Origin of the sequence: Streptococcus oralis (assembly GCF_023109315.1) — a bacterium.
GTDB lineage: Bacteria > Bacillota > Bacilli > Lactobacillales > Streptococcaceae > Streptococcus > Streptococcus oralis_BS.
In genome coordinates, this window is sequence record NZ_JALDUF010000003.1 from 18,855 (window position 1) to 35,183 (window position 16,329).

Sequence of the window (16,329 nt, forward strand, 5' to 3'; positions counted from 1 at the left end):
TTAGAATTCTGTAATGCAGAAACTCTAATATTGTCTCTTTTTATTAAAACACACGATAGACATAAGGATTTTCTGGTTTGTCTACTTTGGTGAAACTCTCAACTTCCAGTGTTGGGAGTTTTTGTTTGAGTTCTTTATGGTAGTGGAGTGTCAGGGTTCCCCTAGCGGTAATCCAGGTATTGTCAGGATACTGGCGTGAGTTTCCCTTGGTCAAGAGCCCATATACACCAGAGTCTGCGATACAGTGAATAATACCAAAGCGAAAGAGGAACTGGCTATCTGGATGACTAGGATCGTTATAGACAAAGCCTGTAAACTCGATTTGCTTTCCTTCAAACTCTTGTGGATAGTCATAGAGAACTTCCATGACCTCCATATAGTTTTCATCTGTGACTTGAATGGTTGGCTGGGCGAGGTATTTATTAGCTGTAGTCCTCATTTCCTTTTCATAAGCAGACTTGGAAAAATAGCTACTGGTATCGGGTTTGAGGTATTGACTGGATGTGCCTTCGCTTGCCTGAATAGCAGTATCGATCCCCTCAGCGAGTGGGAAATGATAGCCTTTGGCAGATACGGTTCTTGAGTCCAAACTTACTGTGGGAAAGGCAATTCCAATCAAGAGAGGTAGAGACAGTAAAAGGATGCTGATTCGTCTAGCTCGACGGCTTTCCAAATGGCTGTGAGAGTTGATTTTCTTGATCCAGATATAGAATTGGACCAGAGCCAACAGAAGAGAAAGGACCATAGAAATATAGATTAGATAGGAATAGTGGAGGTTAATGTAGTGGTTAAGCTTGCCAGATAGCTGTAGATAAAGGGTCAGAGCAAAATAGCCCAATAGAATGATAAATCGAATCATAACATCACCCCCATCATGTAAGAATAAAGTAAGACAAGCAGAGTCACGATGCCCGTGAATTGCCAGATGAAGCGCGCTTTGAGATAGTGTTTCATCATGAGGAGATTTTTGATATCAAGCATGGGGCCAATGACTAGAAAAGCAAGGATTGGCGCTAGGCCGAAGCTCGAGAGGAGAGAAGCTCCGATAAAGGCGTCCGCCTCGCTACAAAGAGAGAGGAGAAAGGCTAGAAACATGAGCAAGAGAATCGCAAGGACTGGACTAGCACTGATAGAGGTCAGGATCCGAGTCGGGACATAGACCTGCACGATAGCAGCAAAGAGACAGCCAAAGACCAAGTAACGCCCCATATCGAAAAACTCATCAATGGCCTGTATAAAGACCTGAAAGACTTTTCTAGCAGGACTCAAGTGCGAAAAATCATGTTCATGGCAAGCGATAGGATTCTCTTTTTGAATGGGTTCCTTCCAGAAAAATACTAGGAAAATCCCCATAACCAAAGCAATCACAATGGCTCCCAGCGCTCGCAAGAAGGCAAGTTTTATTGAATTGCCAAAGGCAGAATAGGTAGCGAAAAGAACGATAGGATTGATGATGGGAGCAGTCACCAGAAAGGGAACTGCTGTATAGCTGGGCACCTTTTTTTCCAAAAAACGATTGATAATCGGGACGATTCCACACTCACAAGAAGGAAAGAGAAAACCAATGAAGGTACCAAAAAAGATCCTCCCCCAACGATTGCGAGGAAGAAACTCATAAACTTTATCAGGCGTGATATAGACCTCAATCCACCCCGAAATTAGACTCCCAATCAAGACAAAAGGAAGGGCTTCAATCATGATAGAGAGAAAAATAGCCCCTGCTTGTAAGATGCTAGGAGGAAGAGATTGGAAAATCGTCATCTATTTTTTCTTCTCAACTTTTTCTTTTTTGTCTTTGTCATCTGGGAAAGTGACTTGTGTTAAGTCAGGAAGTTTGGCAAACTCTTCAAACATCTTGTCCAAGTCATCAGTTTTTGTAAATTTAACAGCCATGGGCCTACCTCGTTTCTAAATTCTACCTCTATTATACTATTATTTTTCGGAAAAGGGATTATTTTTATTTTGATAATCAAAGAGGTAAAAACAGGTAAGGTGAAACAAGGGCTGTTCCTTATGGTATAATAGGTTTATGGATAAAAAATATGAAAAAATTTCCCAAGATTTGGGTGTAACGTTAAAGCAAATCGATACCGTTCTAAGTTTGACAGCCGAAGGGGCGACCATTCCCTTCATCGCGCGTTATCGGAAGGACATGACTGGTAGTCTGGATGAAGTGGCGATTAAGGCTATTATCGACTTGGATAAAAGCCTGACTAATCTCAATGATCGCAAGGAAGCTGTCTTGGCTAAGATTCAAGAACAAGGTAAGCTAACAAAGGACTTGGAAGCAGCTATCTTAGCTGCCGAAAAATTAGCAGACGTAGAAGAACTCTATCTTCCTTACAAGGAAAAGCGTCGAACCAAGGCAACCATTGCCCGTGAAGCTGGGCTCTTCCCTCTTGCTCGCTTGATTTTGCAAAACGTAGCTGACTTAGAGAAAGAGGCTGAGAAGTTTGTCTGTGAAGGATTTGCGACTGGTCAAGAAACCTTGGCTGGTGCAGTTGATATCTTGGTAGAAGCCTTATCTGAAGATGTCAATCTACGTGCTATGACCTATCAGGAAGTACTGAGACATTCTAAAATCACCTCGCAAGTCAAGGATGAAAGTCTCGATGAAAAACAAGTTTTTCAGATTTATTACGATTTTTCAGAAACAGTTGGCAACATGCAGGGCTATCGTACCTTAGCTCTCAATCGTGGTGAGAAACTAGGTGTCTTAAAGGTTGGTTTTGAACATGCTACGGACCGTATCCTATCTTTCTTTGCTGCTCGTTTCAAGGTGAAAAATGCCTATATTGATGAAGTTGTCCAGCAATCTGTTAAGAAAAAGGTCTTGCCTGCTATCGAGCGCCGTATTCGGACAGAATTGACTGAGAAAGCAGAAGAAGGGGCTATCCAACTCTTTTCAGACAATCTGCGCAATCTCCTCTTGGTTGCTCCGCTGAAAGGGCGCGTGGTTTTAGGATTCGACCCTGCCTTTCGTACAGGGGCCAAGTTAGCTGTCGTAGATGCAACAGGGAAAATGCTGACGACTCAGCTCATTTATCCTGTCAAACCAGCCTCAGCTCGTCAAATCGAAGAAGCCAAGAAAGATTTGGCAGACTTGATTGGTCAATACAGCGTAGAAATTATTGCTATCGGAAATGGGACGGCCAGTCGTGAAAGTGAAGCCTTTGTGGCGGAAGTTCTGAAAGATTTTCCAGAAGTGAGCTATGTCATTGTCAATGAAAGTGGCGCTTCTGTCTATTCTGCCAGCGAACTTGCCCGTCAGGAATTTCCAGAATTAACCGTTGAAAAACGATCGGCTATCTCTATCGCCCGTCGTTTGCAAGATCCCCTTGCTGAATTGGTAAAAATCGATCCCAAGTCAATCGGTGTTGGTCAATACCAGCACGATGTCAGTCAGAAGAAACTGTCTGAAAGTCTGGACTTTGTCGTCGATACCGTAGTCAACCAAGTTGGTGTCAATGTCAATACAGCCAGCCCAGCTCTTCTTTCCCACGTAGCTGGACTCAATAAAACCATCTCTGAAAATATTGTCAAATACCGAGAGGAAGAAGGAAAAATCACTTCACGCGCTCAAATCAAGAAGGTTCCTCGTCTCGGTGCCAAAGCCTTTGAGCAAGCTGCTGGTTTCCTCCGTATCCCAGAAAGTAGCAATATCCTTGATAATACAGGAGTTCACCCAGAAAACTATGTTGCCGTTAAGGAGCTCTTCAAACGCTTGGATATCAAGGACTTGAATGAAGAAGCACAAAATAAGCTTAAGTCCCTTTCAGTCAAGGAGATGGCGCAAGAACTAGATCTTGGTACAGAAACCCTTAAAGATATCATTGCCGACCTTCTCAAACCAGGTCGAGATTTCCGTGATTCTTTTGATGCACCTGTTCTCCGTCAAGATGTACTGGATATCAAGGACTTAAAAGTCGGCCAGAAGCTAGAAGGTGTGGTGCGTAATGTTGTTGATTTCGGTGCATTCGTTGATATTGGGATTCACGAGGACGGCTTGATTCATATTTCCCATATGAGTCGTAAATTTATCAAACATCCCAGCCAAGTGGTGTCAGTTGGAGATTTGGTAACGGTTTGGGTTAAAAAAATCGATACTGAACGTGAAAAAGTTAATCTGTCGCTCCTCGCTCCAGATGAAACTGACTGAGTACGTTCAGTCTGTTTCCCTCGAAGACTTTGGTAGACCTTTTACCCACCAAGCCCAGTGGAATTCTCGTCTGCGAACGACAGGTGGACGATTTTTCCCAAAGGATGGGCATTTGGACTTTAATCCCAAGGTTTATCAGGAACTAGGTTTGGAAGTCTTTCGCAAAATCGTGCGCCATGAACTCTGTCACTATCACCTTTATTTTCAGAAAAAGGGTTATCGCCATAAGGACCGAGATTTTAAGGAACTTTTGAAAGAAGTGGATGGACTGCGCTATGTACCACCCATGAAAACACAATCTCAAAGTGCCTACCTAGTCTATCAGTGCCAATCTTGCCAGCAAAGTTATCAGCGTAAGAGAAGAATTGATACCAAACGCTATCGCTGTGGAGTTTGTCGAGGTAAACTCGTCATCATAAATCGGCCTAAGGACTGATGTTGATAGTTCTGATTCATGCTATACTACTTGTAAGAATACCGAAAGAGGAAACAATCATGAATACAAAATTTTATAAAATGAGACGAAATCGTATGGTGTCAGGAGTTTTAGCTGGGCTATCAGACAAGTGGAATTTTGATGTAACCCTAGTCCGCTTTCTCTTCGCCATTTTTACCATATCAAATTTTGGAGTTGGTGTGATTATTTACATTATCCTCGCCTCCATCCTGCCAACTAAGGAAGAAATCGAAGCCGAAATGTACGGAACAGGACCACGCAAACGCAAGGAAGCCCAAGCCATTGAAGATAATGATGGCTGGTTTTGGTGAGATTTAACAGGGAAAATTTATTATTTGCACTATGTTACTTAAAAGAAGTAGCATAAATGACCGAAAATCCCTTGTGGTTATTTAGCCACAAGGGATTTTGATATTTAAGTATATTCTTTTCCATCTTGAGAGAGATGAATTACCTGATCAGCCATTTTCCAAATACTAGGATTGTGAGTTGCGATGATAATTGTTCTATTAGCATTACGAAGTTCAAGGAGAATTTCCATAATTTCCTTGGAATTTTTTGGATCTAGCGAGGCGGTAGGCTCATCGGCTAAAATTAAAGGAGGATCTTTCAGGATAATCTTAGCAAGCGCTACGCGTTGAGCTTCACCACCAGATAATTCATAGATTTTTTGGTTGAGACTTAGATAATCTAGTCTGACAGCTTGTAGTGCTTGAAAAAGAAGTCTCTCTTTTTCTTGTTTCTTGTTCTGTTTTTTACCAATCAGTCCCAGCTCAAGGTTTTCTCGAATGGTCTGACTTTCTAATAGTCCAAAATTCTGGAAGAGATAACCTAGCTCGTTACGATAGAATTCCTCATTTTTTAGTGAAGTCAAAGACTTTTCTTTGTAAACGATTTCTCCTTTGTCGAAAGTCTCTAGTTTTGCAAGCATATTGAGCAAAGTGGTTTTTCCACAACCACTGTCTCCTATCAAAGCATACACCATACCACTTTGAAAATTCAGATTCAAGTCTGAAAAAATAATACGAGAACCAAATTGTTTCCAAATATGTTGTAATTCAATCATACTATCCTCCTTTGATAATGCTAGCATAGGTTTTGCTTTCCTTTTTATCACAGATTTTTAATAGAAGAACAGCTAAACTTGAAAAGTTGAGAAATAGAATCAGGGTAATCCAGATATTCTTAGAAATAATGAAAGCCAGACTACTTCCGAGAAAGAGAGCTGTTATTTGAGAAGTGATATATCTACTGTGTAATTCAAAGAAATAATAACCTGCTATTTTTTTCAAGAATATGGTTTTGCGAAAGGCTTCAAAATAGAGTAGATTTAAACTTGTAAACAGCAAAAGTGAAGTCAAAATAGCAAACATAGCACTCGCTAAGTTACTAAAAATTTCGATTTTAATTTTTTGATTTAACTGGAGATAGGTTTCCCTAGCAGACGATTGCCCTGAGACCATTTGATCAAGTTGATAGTGTTTCAAAAGTTCTTGTGTCTGGTGGAGGTCTGTAAAATAGAGATATTCTAGATTTGTAAACCAGAAGATGGAGGAAGCCTTACCAAGTGCTTTAGGAGAAAGCACAAGAAAGATGGGATTTGATAACCATTGATCATAAGCGATATGGGTGGTATTATAAATGAATACATCTTTTTTTTGATCAGTATAAGTTATACTAACTTCGACTCTATGCTTTGTATCACTACTGTATAATTGATTAGTTAAATCTTCTTGTATGTTTTGTTTTATTTGTTCCTCATTTTTCTTTTGTTCTTGAGGTAGTATTACAAGAACCTGTCCATCTTTTAGATTATTGATTTTTTTAAAGGTTTCTGATGTTAACTCTATACCTTCTTTTTTGAAGTAGTCAGGTGTTACATAGAGAATATTTTTCCCTTCCAAGTCATAGGGATTTTGTTCAGAATCATTATGACTTGAAAGAGAATGTTTTATAGCTTGAATAGCGAGATTATGTTTGACTAGAAAGGCATTTCCATTTTCTAAAGAATATTGAATAAAGTCAAACCATTTATCAGCATTTGTCTGCAGTTCATCTAAATTTTTTATCTGACTGGAACGCCCTGTTTGAAGAGTAACAACATTGGAGCGTTGTTCCCAAGTAGCTTGTCCAGCCTCATTTTTCTCAAGTATATGATAGTAAGTAGACATACGTCCAAATCCTACAATAACTAATAAGATAGAAAGAGCTTGACCAAAGTAAAGAATACGTAAAATTGACTTAATTGGTAATTTTCCTTTAATGATAGAGAGAAGATGAACTCTTTTCAAAGAAATAGTAAAAAGAAAAGCGATGAAAAGACTTAGCAAGAGAAGTAGGCTATTGTAAAGAATAAAAAGTATTCCTAAAAAAGTCTGAATTTCATAAGGATAGCCTAGGTAAATTACTAAAACACTAACTATTAGGAAAGCAGGCAAGCCAAAAAGAAGGATATCAAGTCCGTCTCTTATGATAGAACGAAAGAAGAGATTTCTGAGATGTTCTCCATTAATCAGTCTTATTCCTGATTGAGAGAGAGATTGAATCTGACCGATAACAATTAAAGCTAAGAAAGTCAGCAAAAAGATTAACATACTGATGAGCTGATCAGGTTGGGTAAAGAGGGCAAGTACAAAGGATACTCTGTCATTTTCAAATGCATTCGCTTTTTCTAGTCCAAGTTCTTTCAGATGAGTGGCCAATTCTTGACTAGTTAGGGATCCGCTGATAATATTGTAGTTGTTGAGAAGATCGCTCTTGTGAATGCTTTCTTGACTTGCTGGAGGCATCCAGTCTGGGAGTTTCCCATCTCCAAAAACTTCGTAGTAAGTTTGTGATTTTCCATCACTATCTACTTCCCAAATGGTTCTTGCGATAAGACTATTATGTTCTTTAGCAAGACTATTTAATTCTTCTTTAACGGTAGAATAATCTGCTTGCCCACTTAATACTGCTGCACCCGGGAACAGGATTTGTGGAAGAGAGTCTTTCCAAAAGGACAGAGTGGCAATGAGAAAGAAAGTTAAAAGAAGATTGCTGATGAAGAGAAATATACGTTTCATAGGAACCTCTTTCTAAAAAGAGGGGCTGAACCTCCCTCCTTATAGCAGTGATACGAATGATAGTTTAGCACTTTTAAAAATAATTATCAGAAAGCTAATTCTTTTACAAGATGTCAAAGAAAGCCTTTTCATAATTTAATTTTACTATTATTTTAAGGATAAAACAAGCAATACCATAGCTTTTTATAGTAGCAATTTTCAAAATTATTCCTCAATCTTACAAAAATGTAAGATTAAAGTCTCTTTTGTAAGGTTAGGTTATGGCAAGCCACCTTTTTTTGCGATAAACTAGACTCATAAAGAATAAAGGAGCAAAACCATGAAAAGAATTTTACAAAAGAAAACAAGAAAACCAAGTCAAAAAGATATCGAGCGTGTTCAACTGGGATGCGCTATGATGCAAGCACAGTTTCAAATGATGGGATATTAAGAAGGAGAAAATCATGACACTTTTAGATGTAAAACACGTTCAAAAAATCTATAAAACTCGTTTTCAAGGCAACCAAGTAGAAGCCCTCAAAGATATTCACTTTACCGTAGAGAAGGGTGACTATGTTGCCATCATGGGGGAGTCTGGTTCAGGAAAGTCAACTCTGCTCAACATCCTAGCTATGCTGGATAAACCAACTCGTGGTCAAGTTTACTTGAACGGAGTAGATACAGCAACTATTAAAAACTCACGGGCTTCCAGCTTCCGTCGTGAGAAGTTAGGATTTGTCTTCCAAGACTTTAACTTGCTAGATACCTTGTCTGTTAAGGATAATATCTTGCTTCCGTTAGTGTTATCACGAAAACCCATCATAGAGATGATGAAGAAATTGGTGGTAACAGCTGAAAATTTAGGCATCAACCAATTGCAAGAGAAGTATCCTTACGAGATCTCAGGAGGTCAAAAGCAGCGGGTAGCAGTAGCACGCGCTATCATCACTGAACCTGAAATTCTCCTTGCGGATGAGCCAACAGGAGCCCTTGACTCCAAGTCATCTGCAGCTCTTTTGGATGTTTTTGATGAAATCAATGAGCGCGGGCAAACCATTCTCATGGTAACTCACTCAACCGCAGCAGCCAGCAGGGCCAAGCGCGTTCTCTTTATCAAGGACGGCATTCTTTACAACCAAATCTACCGTGGAGATAAGACAGAGCGTCAGATGTTCCAAGAAATCTCTGATACTTTGACCGTTATGGCAAGCGAGGTGAATTAGTATGTTCCGATTAACCAATAAGTTAGCGGTATCTAACTTGATTAAAAACCGCAAACTCTACTATCCCTTTGCCCTTGCTGTTCTCTTAGCAGTGACCATCACCTATCTTTTTTACTCTTTGTCACTTAATCCTAACATTGGCAAGATCCGAGGGGGAGAAACTATCTCTATGACCCTGGCTCTCGGCATGGTGGTTGTTACCATCGCTTCTGGAATTATTGTCCTTTATGCCAATAGTTTTGTCATGAAGAACCGCTCCAAAGAGCTGGGTATATATGGTATGCTGGGTCTTGAAAAGCGCCATTTGATCAGTATGGTTTTTAAGGAGCTTCTTATTTTTGGTTCCTTAACGCTGACAGCTGGTCTCGGCCTAGGAGCTCTCTTTGATAAGCTAATCTTTGCCCTTCTTCTGAAGTTGATGAAAATGAAGGTGGAGCTCGTTTCAACCTTCCAACCAATTGTCTTTATCCTAGTTCTCATCGTCTTTGGAGCTATCTTCCTAGGTCTAATTTTTATCAATGCCTTTCGTATCGCCCGCATGAATGCTCTTCAGCTCTCCCGTGAGAAAGCCAGTGGTGAGAAAAAAGGACGTTTCTTAGGTCTCCAAACCATCCTAGGTCTAATCAGTTTGGGAGCTGGTTATTATCTAGCAGTGACAGTTGAAAATCCACTTTCTGCTGTTCTGATTTTCTTTGTAGCAGTCTTGTTGGTAATTTTGGGAACTTATCTTCTCTTCAATGCAGGAATCACAGTTTTCCTACAAATCTTGAAGAAAAACAAGCGTTACTATTACCAACCTAACAACATGATTTCCGTATCCAATCTCATTTTTCGTATGAAGAAAAATGCTGTTGGTCTAGCGACGATTGCTATTCTCTCAACCATGGTCTTGGTGACTATGTCTGCTGCAACGAGTATCTTTAAAGGCTCTGAAACTTTCAAGAAAGTCATGAATCCACATGATTTTGGAATTACAGGACAGAATGTTGAAAAAGAAGACATAAATAAACTCCTAGACCAGTATGCTAGCTATAAAGGATTGACTGTCACAAAGAAAGAAGTCCTTACATACAGTAACTTTGGTGTGGCAAAACAAGAAGGTACGAAATTGACAATCTTTGAGAAAGGTCAAAATCGTGTTCAACCGAAAACTATTTTTATGGTCTTTGATCAAAAAGACTATGAGAATATGACGGGGCAAAAACTTGCACTTTCAGGTAAGGAAGTCGGATTGTTTACTAAAAACAAAGAACTTCAAGGACAGAAAGAACTGACTCTAAATGACCAGACCTATACAATAAAGGAAGAAATCAAAAAAGATTTTATTCTTGAACATGTCCCAAATCAGTACAATATTCTAACTTCGGACTATAATTATCTGGTTGTTCCTGACTTGAAAGCCTTTCTTGATCAGTATCCTAATTCTTCTATCTTTAATCAATACTACGGTGGTATGAATGTAACAGATAGTGAGGAAGAGCAACTCAAACTCGCCAACGACTATTCAAAATTCCTTGATGATTTTAATAGAGAATTAAGCAAAGAAGGAAGCTATGTTTACGGAAGTAATCTGGCTGATAGCAGTGCGCAGGTGAGTGCTCTCTTTGGTGGAGTTTTCTTTATCGGTATTTTCCTCTCTATCATCTTTATGGTGGGAACTGTTCTTGTCATCTACTACAAACAAATCTCTGAAGGTTATGAAGACCGTGAACGCTTCATCATTTTGCAAAAAGTCGGTCTCGATCAAAAGCAAATCAAGCAAACCATAAATAAACAGGTCCTAACTGTTTTCTTCCTCCCATTGCTCTTTGCTTTCCTACATCTTGCCTTTGCCTATCATATGCTTAGCCTCATCCTAAAAGTCATTGGGGTACTAGATGCGACCATGATGTTGACTGTCACTCTGTCTATCTGTGCCATCTTCCTCATCGTCTATGTTTTAATCTTTATGATTACCTCAAGAAGCTATCGCAAGATTGTGCAAATGTAAAAAAAGATACCTCGATATTTATCGAGGTATTTCTTTTATCTTAGATACTAAAGAGTTGTCCTAAGAGGAAGGTTACTCCCATGGTGAGAAGTCCGATACAGAGGTTGCGGATCATAGCTGTTTTCGTAGGAGCCTTGCCTAGTTTAGCACTGGTATAGCCAGTAACGAGAAGGGAAAGGGCCACGATAAGAACAGTTGCTGGAATACGATAGTCACTTGGAAAGACGGTGATGGAAAGCATAGGAGGAAGACTTCCCAGTACAAAGGCGATAAAGCTAGAGATAGCAGCATGCCAAGGGTTGGTAAACTCTTCGTACTCGATTCCATACTTTTCTTCGACCAAGGCTTTGAGGGGATTTTTTAAAAAGGCCTTGTTGGTCAAGAGTTGGGCGGACGTTTCACACTCACCATTTTGTAGGTAAGCTGCGTAGAGGGATTGTTTTGCAGATTCGATGTCCTTATCCAAGAGTAATTGTTCTCTGGCAACAGCGGCTTCTTCCGTGTCTTTCTGAGTGGATACAGAGACATATTCGCCACCGGCCATTGAAAAAGCACCAGCGAGGATAGCGGCTAGTCCAGATAAAAAGATTATCCAGATATTGCTTGTCGCACTAGCAACCCCGATTACCACTCCAGCAATGGAAATAATCCCATCATTGGCACCGAGAACTCCCGCTCGTAGGATATTGAGTCGTCCTGCAAAGTTTGCATCAATTTCGTGTTTTATTTCTGTCATAGTCATCTCCTTTCTCTCCATTATAGAGAAAAGAGAAGGGGAATACAAACTTTTTAAACTATCTGAAAAAAGTTCTACGATTCTAATTTTTAGGCCTTTTGAAGTTTCTCCGAAAAAGTAGTGCTATCCTACTGTACTGGACCTTTTTAAACTTATCTATGGTATAATAGAAGGTAGATTTATCAATTGGAGTATGAAGGATTTTATGATTAAACTTGTAGCAACCGATATGGATGGAACCTTTCTAGACGGAGAGGGTCGGTTTGATATGGAACGCCTCAAAAACTTGCTTGTATCCTACAAGGAAAAGGGAATTTATTTTGCTGTGGCTTCAGGTCGTGGTATTCTGTCTCTGAAAAAGTTGTTTGCGGATGTGCGTGATGAAGTGATTTTTATAGCTGAAAATGGGAGCTACGTTGAGTTTCATGGAGAGGATCTGTACGAGGCTACTATGTCTCGGGACTTTTACTTGAGCACTTTTGAATCTTTAAAGAAATCACCCTATTTTGATGAAAGAAAAATGCTCCTGACTGGGAAAAAAGCTTGTTATGTATTGGATACAGTGGATGAGATCTATCTCATGTTTAGCCGTCACTACAATGAAAACATTCAAAAAGTAGCGAGTTTGGAAGATATCACGGATGAGATTTTTAAATTTACCACGAACTTTACTGAAGAAACGATAGAGGCTGGAGAGTCCTGGGTCAACGAAAATGTTCCTGGTGTGAAAGCCATGACAACTGGTTTTGAATCCATTGATATTGTCTTGGACTACGTTGATAAGGGTGTGGCTGTTGTTGAGTTATCCAAAAAACTTGGTCTAACCATGGATCAGGTTATGGCGTTTGGAGATAATCTCAATGACCTTCACATGATGCAGGTTGTGGGACACCCAATCGCTCCTGAAAATGCGCGACCAGAGATTTTAGAATTAGCAGAAGCAGTGATTGGCCACCATAAGGACCAGTCAGTGATGGCTTATATGGAGGGCTTATAATGGCAGATATTAAATTGATTGCACTTGATTTGGACGGTACTTTGCTGACAACGGATAAAAAGCTGACAGATCGTACCAAGGCGGTCCTCAAAGCTGCGCGTGACCGTGGCATCAAGGTCGTACTGACAACGGGGCGTCCTCTGAAGGCTATGGATTTCTTTCTCAAGGAGTTGGGAACAGATGGTCAGGAGGATGAGTACACCATCACCTTTAATGGTGGTCTGGTACAGAAAAATACAGGAGAGATTCTCGATAAAACGGTTTTTTCAATCGACGATGTGGCACGCTTGTACGAGGAAACTGAAAAACTCGGACTACCGTTAGATGCTATTTCAGAAGGAACAGTCTATCAAATCCAGTCGGATCAAGAAAGTCTCTATGCCAAGTTCAACCCAGCCCTGACTTTTGTGCCTGTCGCTTTTGAAGATTTATCTAGTCAGATGACATATAATAAATGTGTGACTGCCTTTGCCCAAGAACCTTTGGATGCAGCGATTCAACAGATTTCTCCAGAATTGTTTGACCAATATGAAATCTTCAAATCGCGTGAACTCTTATTGGAATGGTCACCGAAAAACGTCCACAAGGCAACAGGTTTAGCGAAATTAATTAAACACTTAGGAATCAATCAAAGTCAAGTCATGGCTTGTGGGGACGAGGCCAATGACCTTTCCATGATTGAGTGGGCAGGTTTGGGAGTTGCTATGCAAAATGCAGTTCCAGCAGTTAAGGCAGTTGCAAATGTGATTACCCCGATGACCAACGACGAGGAAGCCGTTGCTTGGGCTATTGAAGAATACGTGCTAAAGGAGAATTAGAATATGGGATTATTTGATCGTTTATTCGGGAAAAAAGAAGAGCCGAAAATCGAAGATATTGTAAAAGAAGCTCTGGAAAATATTGATTTGTCAGAAGAGGTTGAAGAAAATCAAACGGCTATCGAAGAAACAGGTCAGGAAGAGATAGGAAGGGACAAAGTGGAAGCAACTCTTGCTCAAGAAGAACTTCCACAGTCCATGACAGAAGAAGTGATTGAACCAGAAGCAGTTGAGGAAACGGTGCAAGAAGAGGTTGAGTTAGAATCTGATGAGATGGAGCAAAGCCAAGAGCCTGAAGAATTTTTCGAAGAAGAGAGCCAAGAATCTCTAGAAACTGGAGAAGAGCAAGCTTTTGAAGTAATAGAAGAATATCCTCGAGTTGAAGAAACGGTTCAAGAAAAATACGACCGCAGTCTTAAGAAAACGCGGACAGGATTCGGTGCACGCTTGAATGCCTTCTTTGCCAACTTCCGCTCTGTCGATGAAGACTTTTTCGAAGAATTGGAAGAATTGCTCATCATGAGTGACGTCGGTGTGCAGGTCGCTTCGAATCTAACAGAAGAGCTCCGCTATGAAGCCAAATTAGAAAATGCTAAGAAACCTGACGCACTCCGCCGTGTCATTATCGAGAAATTGGTTGACCTCTACGAAAAGGATGGCAATTTCGATGAACAAATCCATTTCCAAGATGGTTTGACAGTTATGCTCTTTGTTGGTGTTAACGGTGTTGGGAAGACAACTTCTATTGGGAAATTAGCTCATCGTTACAAGCAAGCTGGCAAGAAAGTCATGCTGGTTGCTGCGGATACCTTCCGTGCTGGAGCCGTTGCCCAGCTAGCAGAGTGGGGCCGTCGTGTTGATGTTCCTGTTGTGACGGGGCCTGAAAAAGCTGATCCAGCAAGTGTGGTCTTTGATGGGATGGAACGTGCTGTAGCAGAAGGAATTGATATTCTCATGATTGATACAGCAGGTCGTCTGCAAAACAAGGACAACCTCATGGCCGAGTTGGAAAAGATTGGTCGTATTATCAAGCGTGTCGTTCCAGAAGCACCCCATGAAACCTTCCTGGCACTCGATGCTTCAACTGGACAGAATGCCCTGGTACAAGCTAAGGAATTTTCTAAAATTACCCCTGTGACAGGAATTGTACTGACCAAGATTGATGGAACTGCTCGAGGTGGTGTCGTACTGGCAATTCGAGAAGAACTCAATATCCCTGTAAAATTGATCGGTTTCGGTGAAAAAATCGATGATATAGGGGAATTTAACTCAGAAAACTTTATGAAGGGTCTCTTAGAAGGCTTGATTTAATACAAAATAAATATCCTGCAAGTCAATCTTGCAGGATATTTTTGCTATTCTAAACGGCCATCTTCACGATAGGCGATATCTGGTTGCCAGGTCCATTTGGCTCCATACTTCTCAAGTAAGTCAAAGCTAGCTTGTGGTCCCATGCTTCCAGCTTTATAGTCATGAAGTGGGGCACCATTTTCAGCCCAGAGCTCTTCGATACGGTCAATCAATTTCCAAGAAGCACTTACCTCATCCCAGTGGCTAAAGTTGGTTGAGTTGTTATTCAAGACATCGTAGATTAATTTCTCGTAAGGATCTGGTGAGGCCCCAGTAGCAGTAGCATCTGTACGGTAATCCAAAGAGCTTGGTGCTAGGTTAAATTCTTCACCGACTTGTTTACCATTGAGACTGAGAGAGAATCCTTCAGTTGGTTGGATATAGATGGTCAAGATATTTGGTGCCAATGGCTCTCCGAAGATAGAGTCCATTTGCTTAAAGACGATATTGACATGAGTTCCTTTTTCCGTCAGGCGTTTCCCTGTACGGAAGAAGAAGGGAACACCACGGAAGCGATTGCTGTCTACAAAGAAGGCGCCAGATGCAAAGGTTTCTGTTGTAGATTCTGGGTCGACATTTGGTTCGCTACGATAAGAAATGTATTTCATGCCATCGATTTTACCAGAGCGATACTGACCACGAATAAACTGTTCTTTCAATTCTTCCTCAGTTGGATGATAGAGGTTTTTAAAGACCTTTATCTTTTCAGCACGAATCTCATTCTTTGTAAAGCTAGCTGGTTTGTCCATGGCTAGAAGAGAGAGGAGTTGGAGAGTATGGTTTTGCACCATATCACGAAGAGCACCAGATTGATCATAGTAGCCACCGCGTTCTTCAACACCCAAGCGTTCTGCAAAGGTAATCTGCACATTATCAATGTGTTCGCGATTCCAAACATTCTCAAAGATCATGTTGGCAAAACGAACAGCAAAGATACTTTGGATCATCTCTTTACCTAGGTAATGGTCAATACGGTAGATTTGCTCCTCATCAAAGGCCGCAAGGAGATCTTCATTGAGTTTGCTAGCTGTTTCGTAGTCTGTACCAAATGGTTTCTCAACGATCAAGCGCTCAAAACCTTTGCCATCAACAATGTTTTCAGATTTGAGGTGCTTGGCAATGGTTCCAAAGAACTGGGGTGCCATAGACAAGAAGAAGAGCTTGTTGTGTTCAGCTTGGTATTTTTCGTTAAGTTCGGCTTGTAATTGACGCAAAGCAATGTAATGTTCCGTATCATTCACATCATGGCTTTGATAGTAGAAGTGGCTAGCAAATTCTTGGGCTTGCTCGGTACTATCTGCCAAATCAAGGATGGACTCGACAACTACAGATTCAAAATATTCCTTACTCCATGGTCTACGAGCTGTTCCGATAACTGCAAAATGTTCAGAGAGATTGCCTGATTTATAGAGTCTGAAAAGGGAAGGGTAGAGTTTGCGTTTGGCTAAATCTCCACTCGCACCGAAAATTGTAACAATAACCTTTGATGACATCTAGCTACCTAATTTCTATATTTTTTCCTAGTTGGACTAGGGATGAGATTTTCTCATTGTCATAG

15 protein-coding genes are annotated in these 16,329 nt (G+C 40.5%); 8 read left to right on the forward strand and 7 right to left on the reverse strand.

The window, feature by feature from the left end; genetic code table 11:
- Positions 1 to 43: 43 nt before the first annotated feature.
- From M1F74_RS04695 to M1F74_RS10080, 3 genes are read right to left on the reverse strand one after another with little or no spacing between them, the layout of a single operon-like run.
- Positions 44 to 859 (reverse strand): TIGR03943 family putative permease subunit, encoded by an 816-nt coding sequence (locus M1F74_RS04695; protein WP_084920744.1) that lies wholly within the window; start codon positions 857 to 859, stop codon positions 44 to 46.
- Entirely contained in the window at positions 856 to 1,761 is a 906-nt protein-coding gene (locus tag M1F74_RS04700; RefSeq protein ID WP_247946441.1) for a permease, read from the reverse strand. Before M1F74_RS04700 ends, M1F74_RS04695 begins: the two co-directional genes overlap by 4 nt.
- On the reverse strand, positions 1,762 to 1,893 hold the full coding sequence (locus tag M1F74_RS10080; RefSeq protein ID WP_000268696.1) for an SPJ_0845 family protein: 132 nt from the start codon (positions 1,891 to 1,893) through the stop codon (positions 1,762 to 1,764).
- A 136-nt stretch (positions 1,894 to 2,029) separates the two neighbouring features.
- Here M1F74_RS10080 and M1F74_RS04705 point away from each other — a divergent pair, with 136 nt between their 5' ends.
- Genes M1F74_RS04705 through M1F74_RS04715 form a run of 3 tightly spaced genes read left to right on the forward strand, consistent with a single transcriptional unit; the run spans position 2,030 to position 4,927 of the window.
- On the forward strand, positions 2,030 to 4,159 hold the full coding sequence (locus M1F74_RS04705; protein ID WP_247946442.1) for a Tex family protein: 2,130 nt from the start codon (positions 2,030 to 2,032) through the stop codon (positions 4,157 to 4,159).
- Positions 4,146 to 4,595 carry a SprT family protein gene (locus tag M1F74_RS04710; protein WP_247946555.1) on the forward strand — a complete coding sequence of 150 codons (450 nt, stop codon included), beginning with the start codon at positions 4,146 to 4,148 and terminating at the stop codon, positions 4,593 to 4,595. Before M1F74_RS04705 ends, M1F74_RS04710 begins: the two co-directional genes overlap by 14 nt.
- A 59-nt stretch (positions 4,596 to 4,654) precedes the next feature.
- Positions 4,655 to 4,927, forward strand: coding sequence for a PspC domain-containing protein (locus tag M1F74_RS04715; RefSeq protein ID WP_247946443.1), 273 nt, complete (start codon positions 4,655 to 4,657; stop codon positions 4,925 to 4,927).
- A gap of 104 nt (positions 4,928 to 5,031) precedes the next feature.
- Here M1F74_RS04715 and M1F74_RS04720 read toward each other — a convergent pair whose 3' ends face one another.
- Together M1F74_RS04720 and M1F74_RS04725 are read right to left on the reverse strand one after the other, a co-directional pair.
- Positions 5,032 to 5,682 (reverse strand): ABC transporter ATP-binding protein, encoded by a 651-nt coding sequence (locus tag M1F74_RS04720; RefSeq protein WP_247946444.1) that lies wholly within the window; start codon positions 5,680 to 5,682, stop codon positions 5,032 to 5,034.
- A gap of 1 nt (position 5,683) precedes the next feature.
- Positions 5,684 to 7,678: a DUF1430 domain-containing protein gene (locus M1F74_RS04725; RefSeq protein WP_247946445.1), complete on the reverse strand. Its 1,995-nt coding sequence runs from the start codon at positions 7,676 to 7,678 to the stop codon at positions 5,684 to 5,686.
- A 443-nt stretch (positions 7,679 to 8,121) separates the two neighbouring features.
- Between M1F74_RS04725 and M1F74_RS04730 the strand changes: the two genes are divergently transcribed.
- Positions 8,122 to 8,880 (forward strand): ABC transporter ATP-binding protein, encoded by a 759-nt coding sequence (locus tag M1F74_RS04730; RefSeq protein ID WP_247946446.1) that lies wholly within the window; start codon positions 8,122 to 8,124, stop codon positions 8,878 to 8,880.
- A gap of 1 nt (position 8,881) precedes the next feature.
- Complete coding sequence (locus M1F74_RS04735) at positions 8,882 to 10,870, forward strand: FtsX-like permease family protein (RefSeq protein WP_247946447.1); 1,989 nt, start codon at positions 8,882 to 8,884, stop codon at positions 10,868 to 10,870.
- A 40-nt stretch (positions 10,871 to 10,910) separates the two neighbouring features.
- Here M1F74_RS04735 and M1F74_RS04740 read toward each other — a convergent pair whose 3' ends face one another.
- On the reverse strand, positions 10,911 to 11,606 hold the full coding sequence (locus M1F74_RS04740; RefSeq protein ID WP_000136040.1) for a VIT1/CCC1 transporter family protein: 696 nt from the start codon (positions 11,604 to 11,606) through the stop codon (positions 10,911 to 10,913).
- Positions 11,607 to 11,811: 205 nt separating this feature from the next.
- Between M1F74_RS04740 and M1F74_RS04745 the strand changes: the two genes are divergently transcribed.
- Genes M1F74_RS04745 through ftsY form a run of 3 tightly spaced genes read left to right on the forward strand, consistent with a single transcriptional unit; the run spans position 11,812 to position 14,732 of the window.
- The gene (locus tag M1F74_RS04745; protein ID WP_247946448.1) at positions 11,812 to 12,603 is read left to right on the forward strand and encodes a Cof-type HAD-IIB family hydrolase; all 792 of its coding nucleotides are present in this window, start codon (positions 11,812 to 11,814) and stop codon (positions 12,601 to 12,603) included.
- Positions 12,603 to 13,421 (forward strand): Cof-type HAD-IIB family hydrolase, encoded by an 819-nt coding sequence (locus M1F74_RS04750; RefSeq protein ID WP_247946449.1) that lies wholly within the window; start codon positions 12,603 to 12,605, stop codon positions 13,419 to 13,421. The genes M1F74_RS04745 and M1F74_RS04750 overlap by 1 nt, the downstream gene beginning before the upstream one ends.
- Positions 13,422 to 13,424: 3 nt before the next feature.
- The gene (gene ftsY / locus M1F74_RS04755; RefSeq protein WP_084911135.1) at positions 13,425 to 14,732 is read left to right on the forward strand and encodes a signal recognition particle-docking protein FtsY; all 1,308 of its coding nucleotides are present in this window, start codon (positions 13,425 to 13,427) and stop codon (positions 14,730 to 14,732) included.
- Positions 14,733 to 14,776: 44 nt separating this feature from the next.
- Here the strand turns inward: ftsY and zwf are convergent, their stop codons facing one another.
- Complete coding sequence (gene zwf, locus M1F74_RS04760) at positions 14,777 to 16,264, reverse strand: glucose-6-phosphate dehydrogenase (protein WP_247946450.1); 1,488 nt, start codon at positions 16,262 to 16,264, stop codon at positions 14,777 to 14,779.
- Positions 16,265 to 16,329 lie beyond the last annotated feature (65 nt).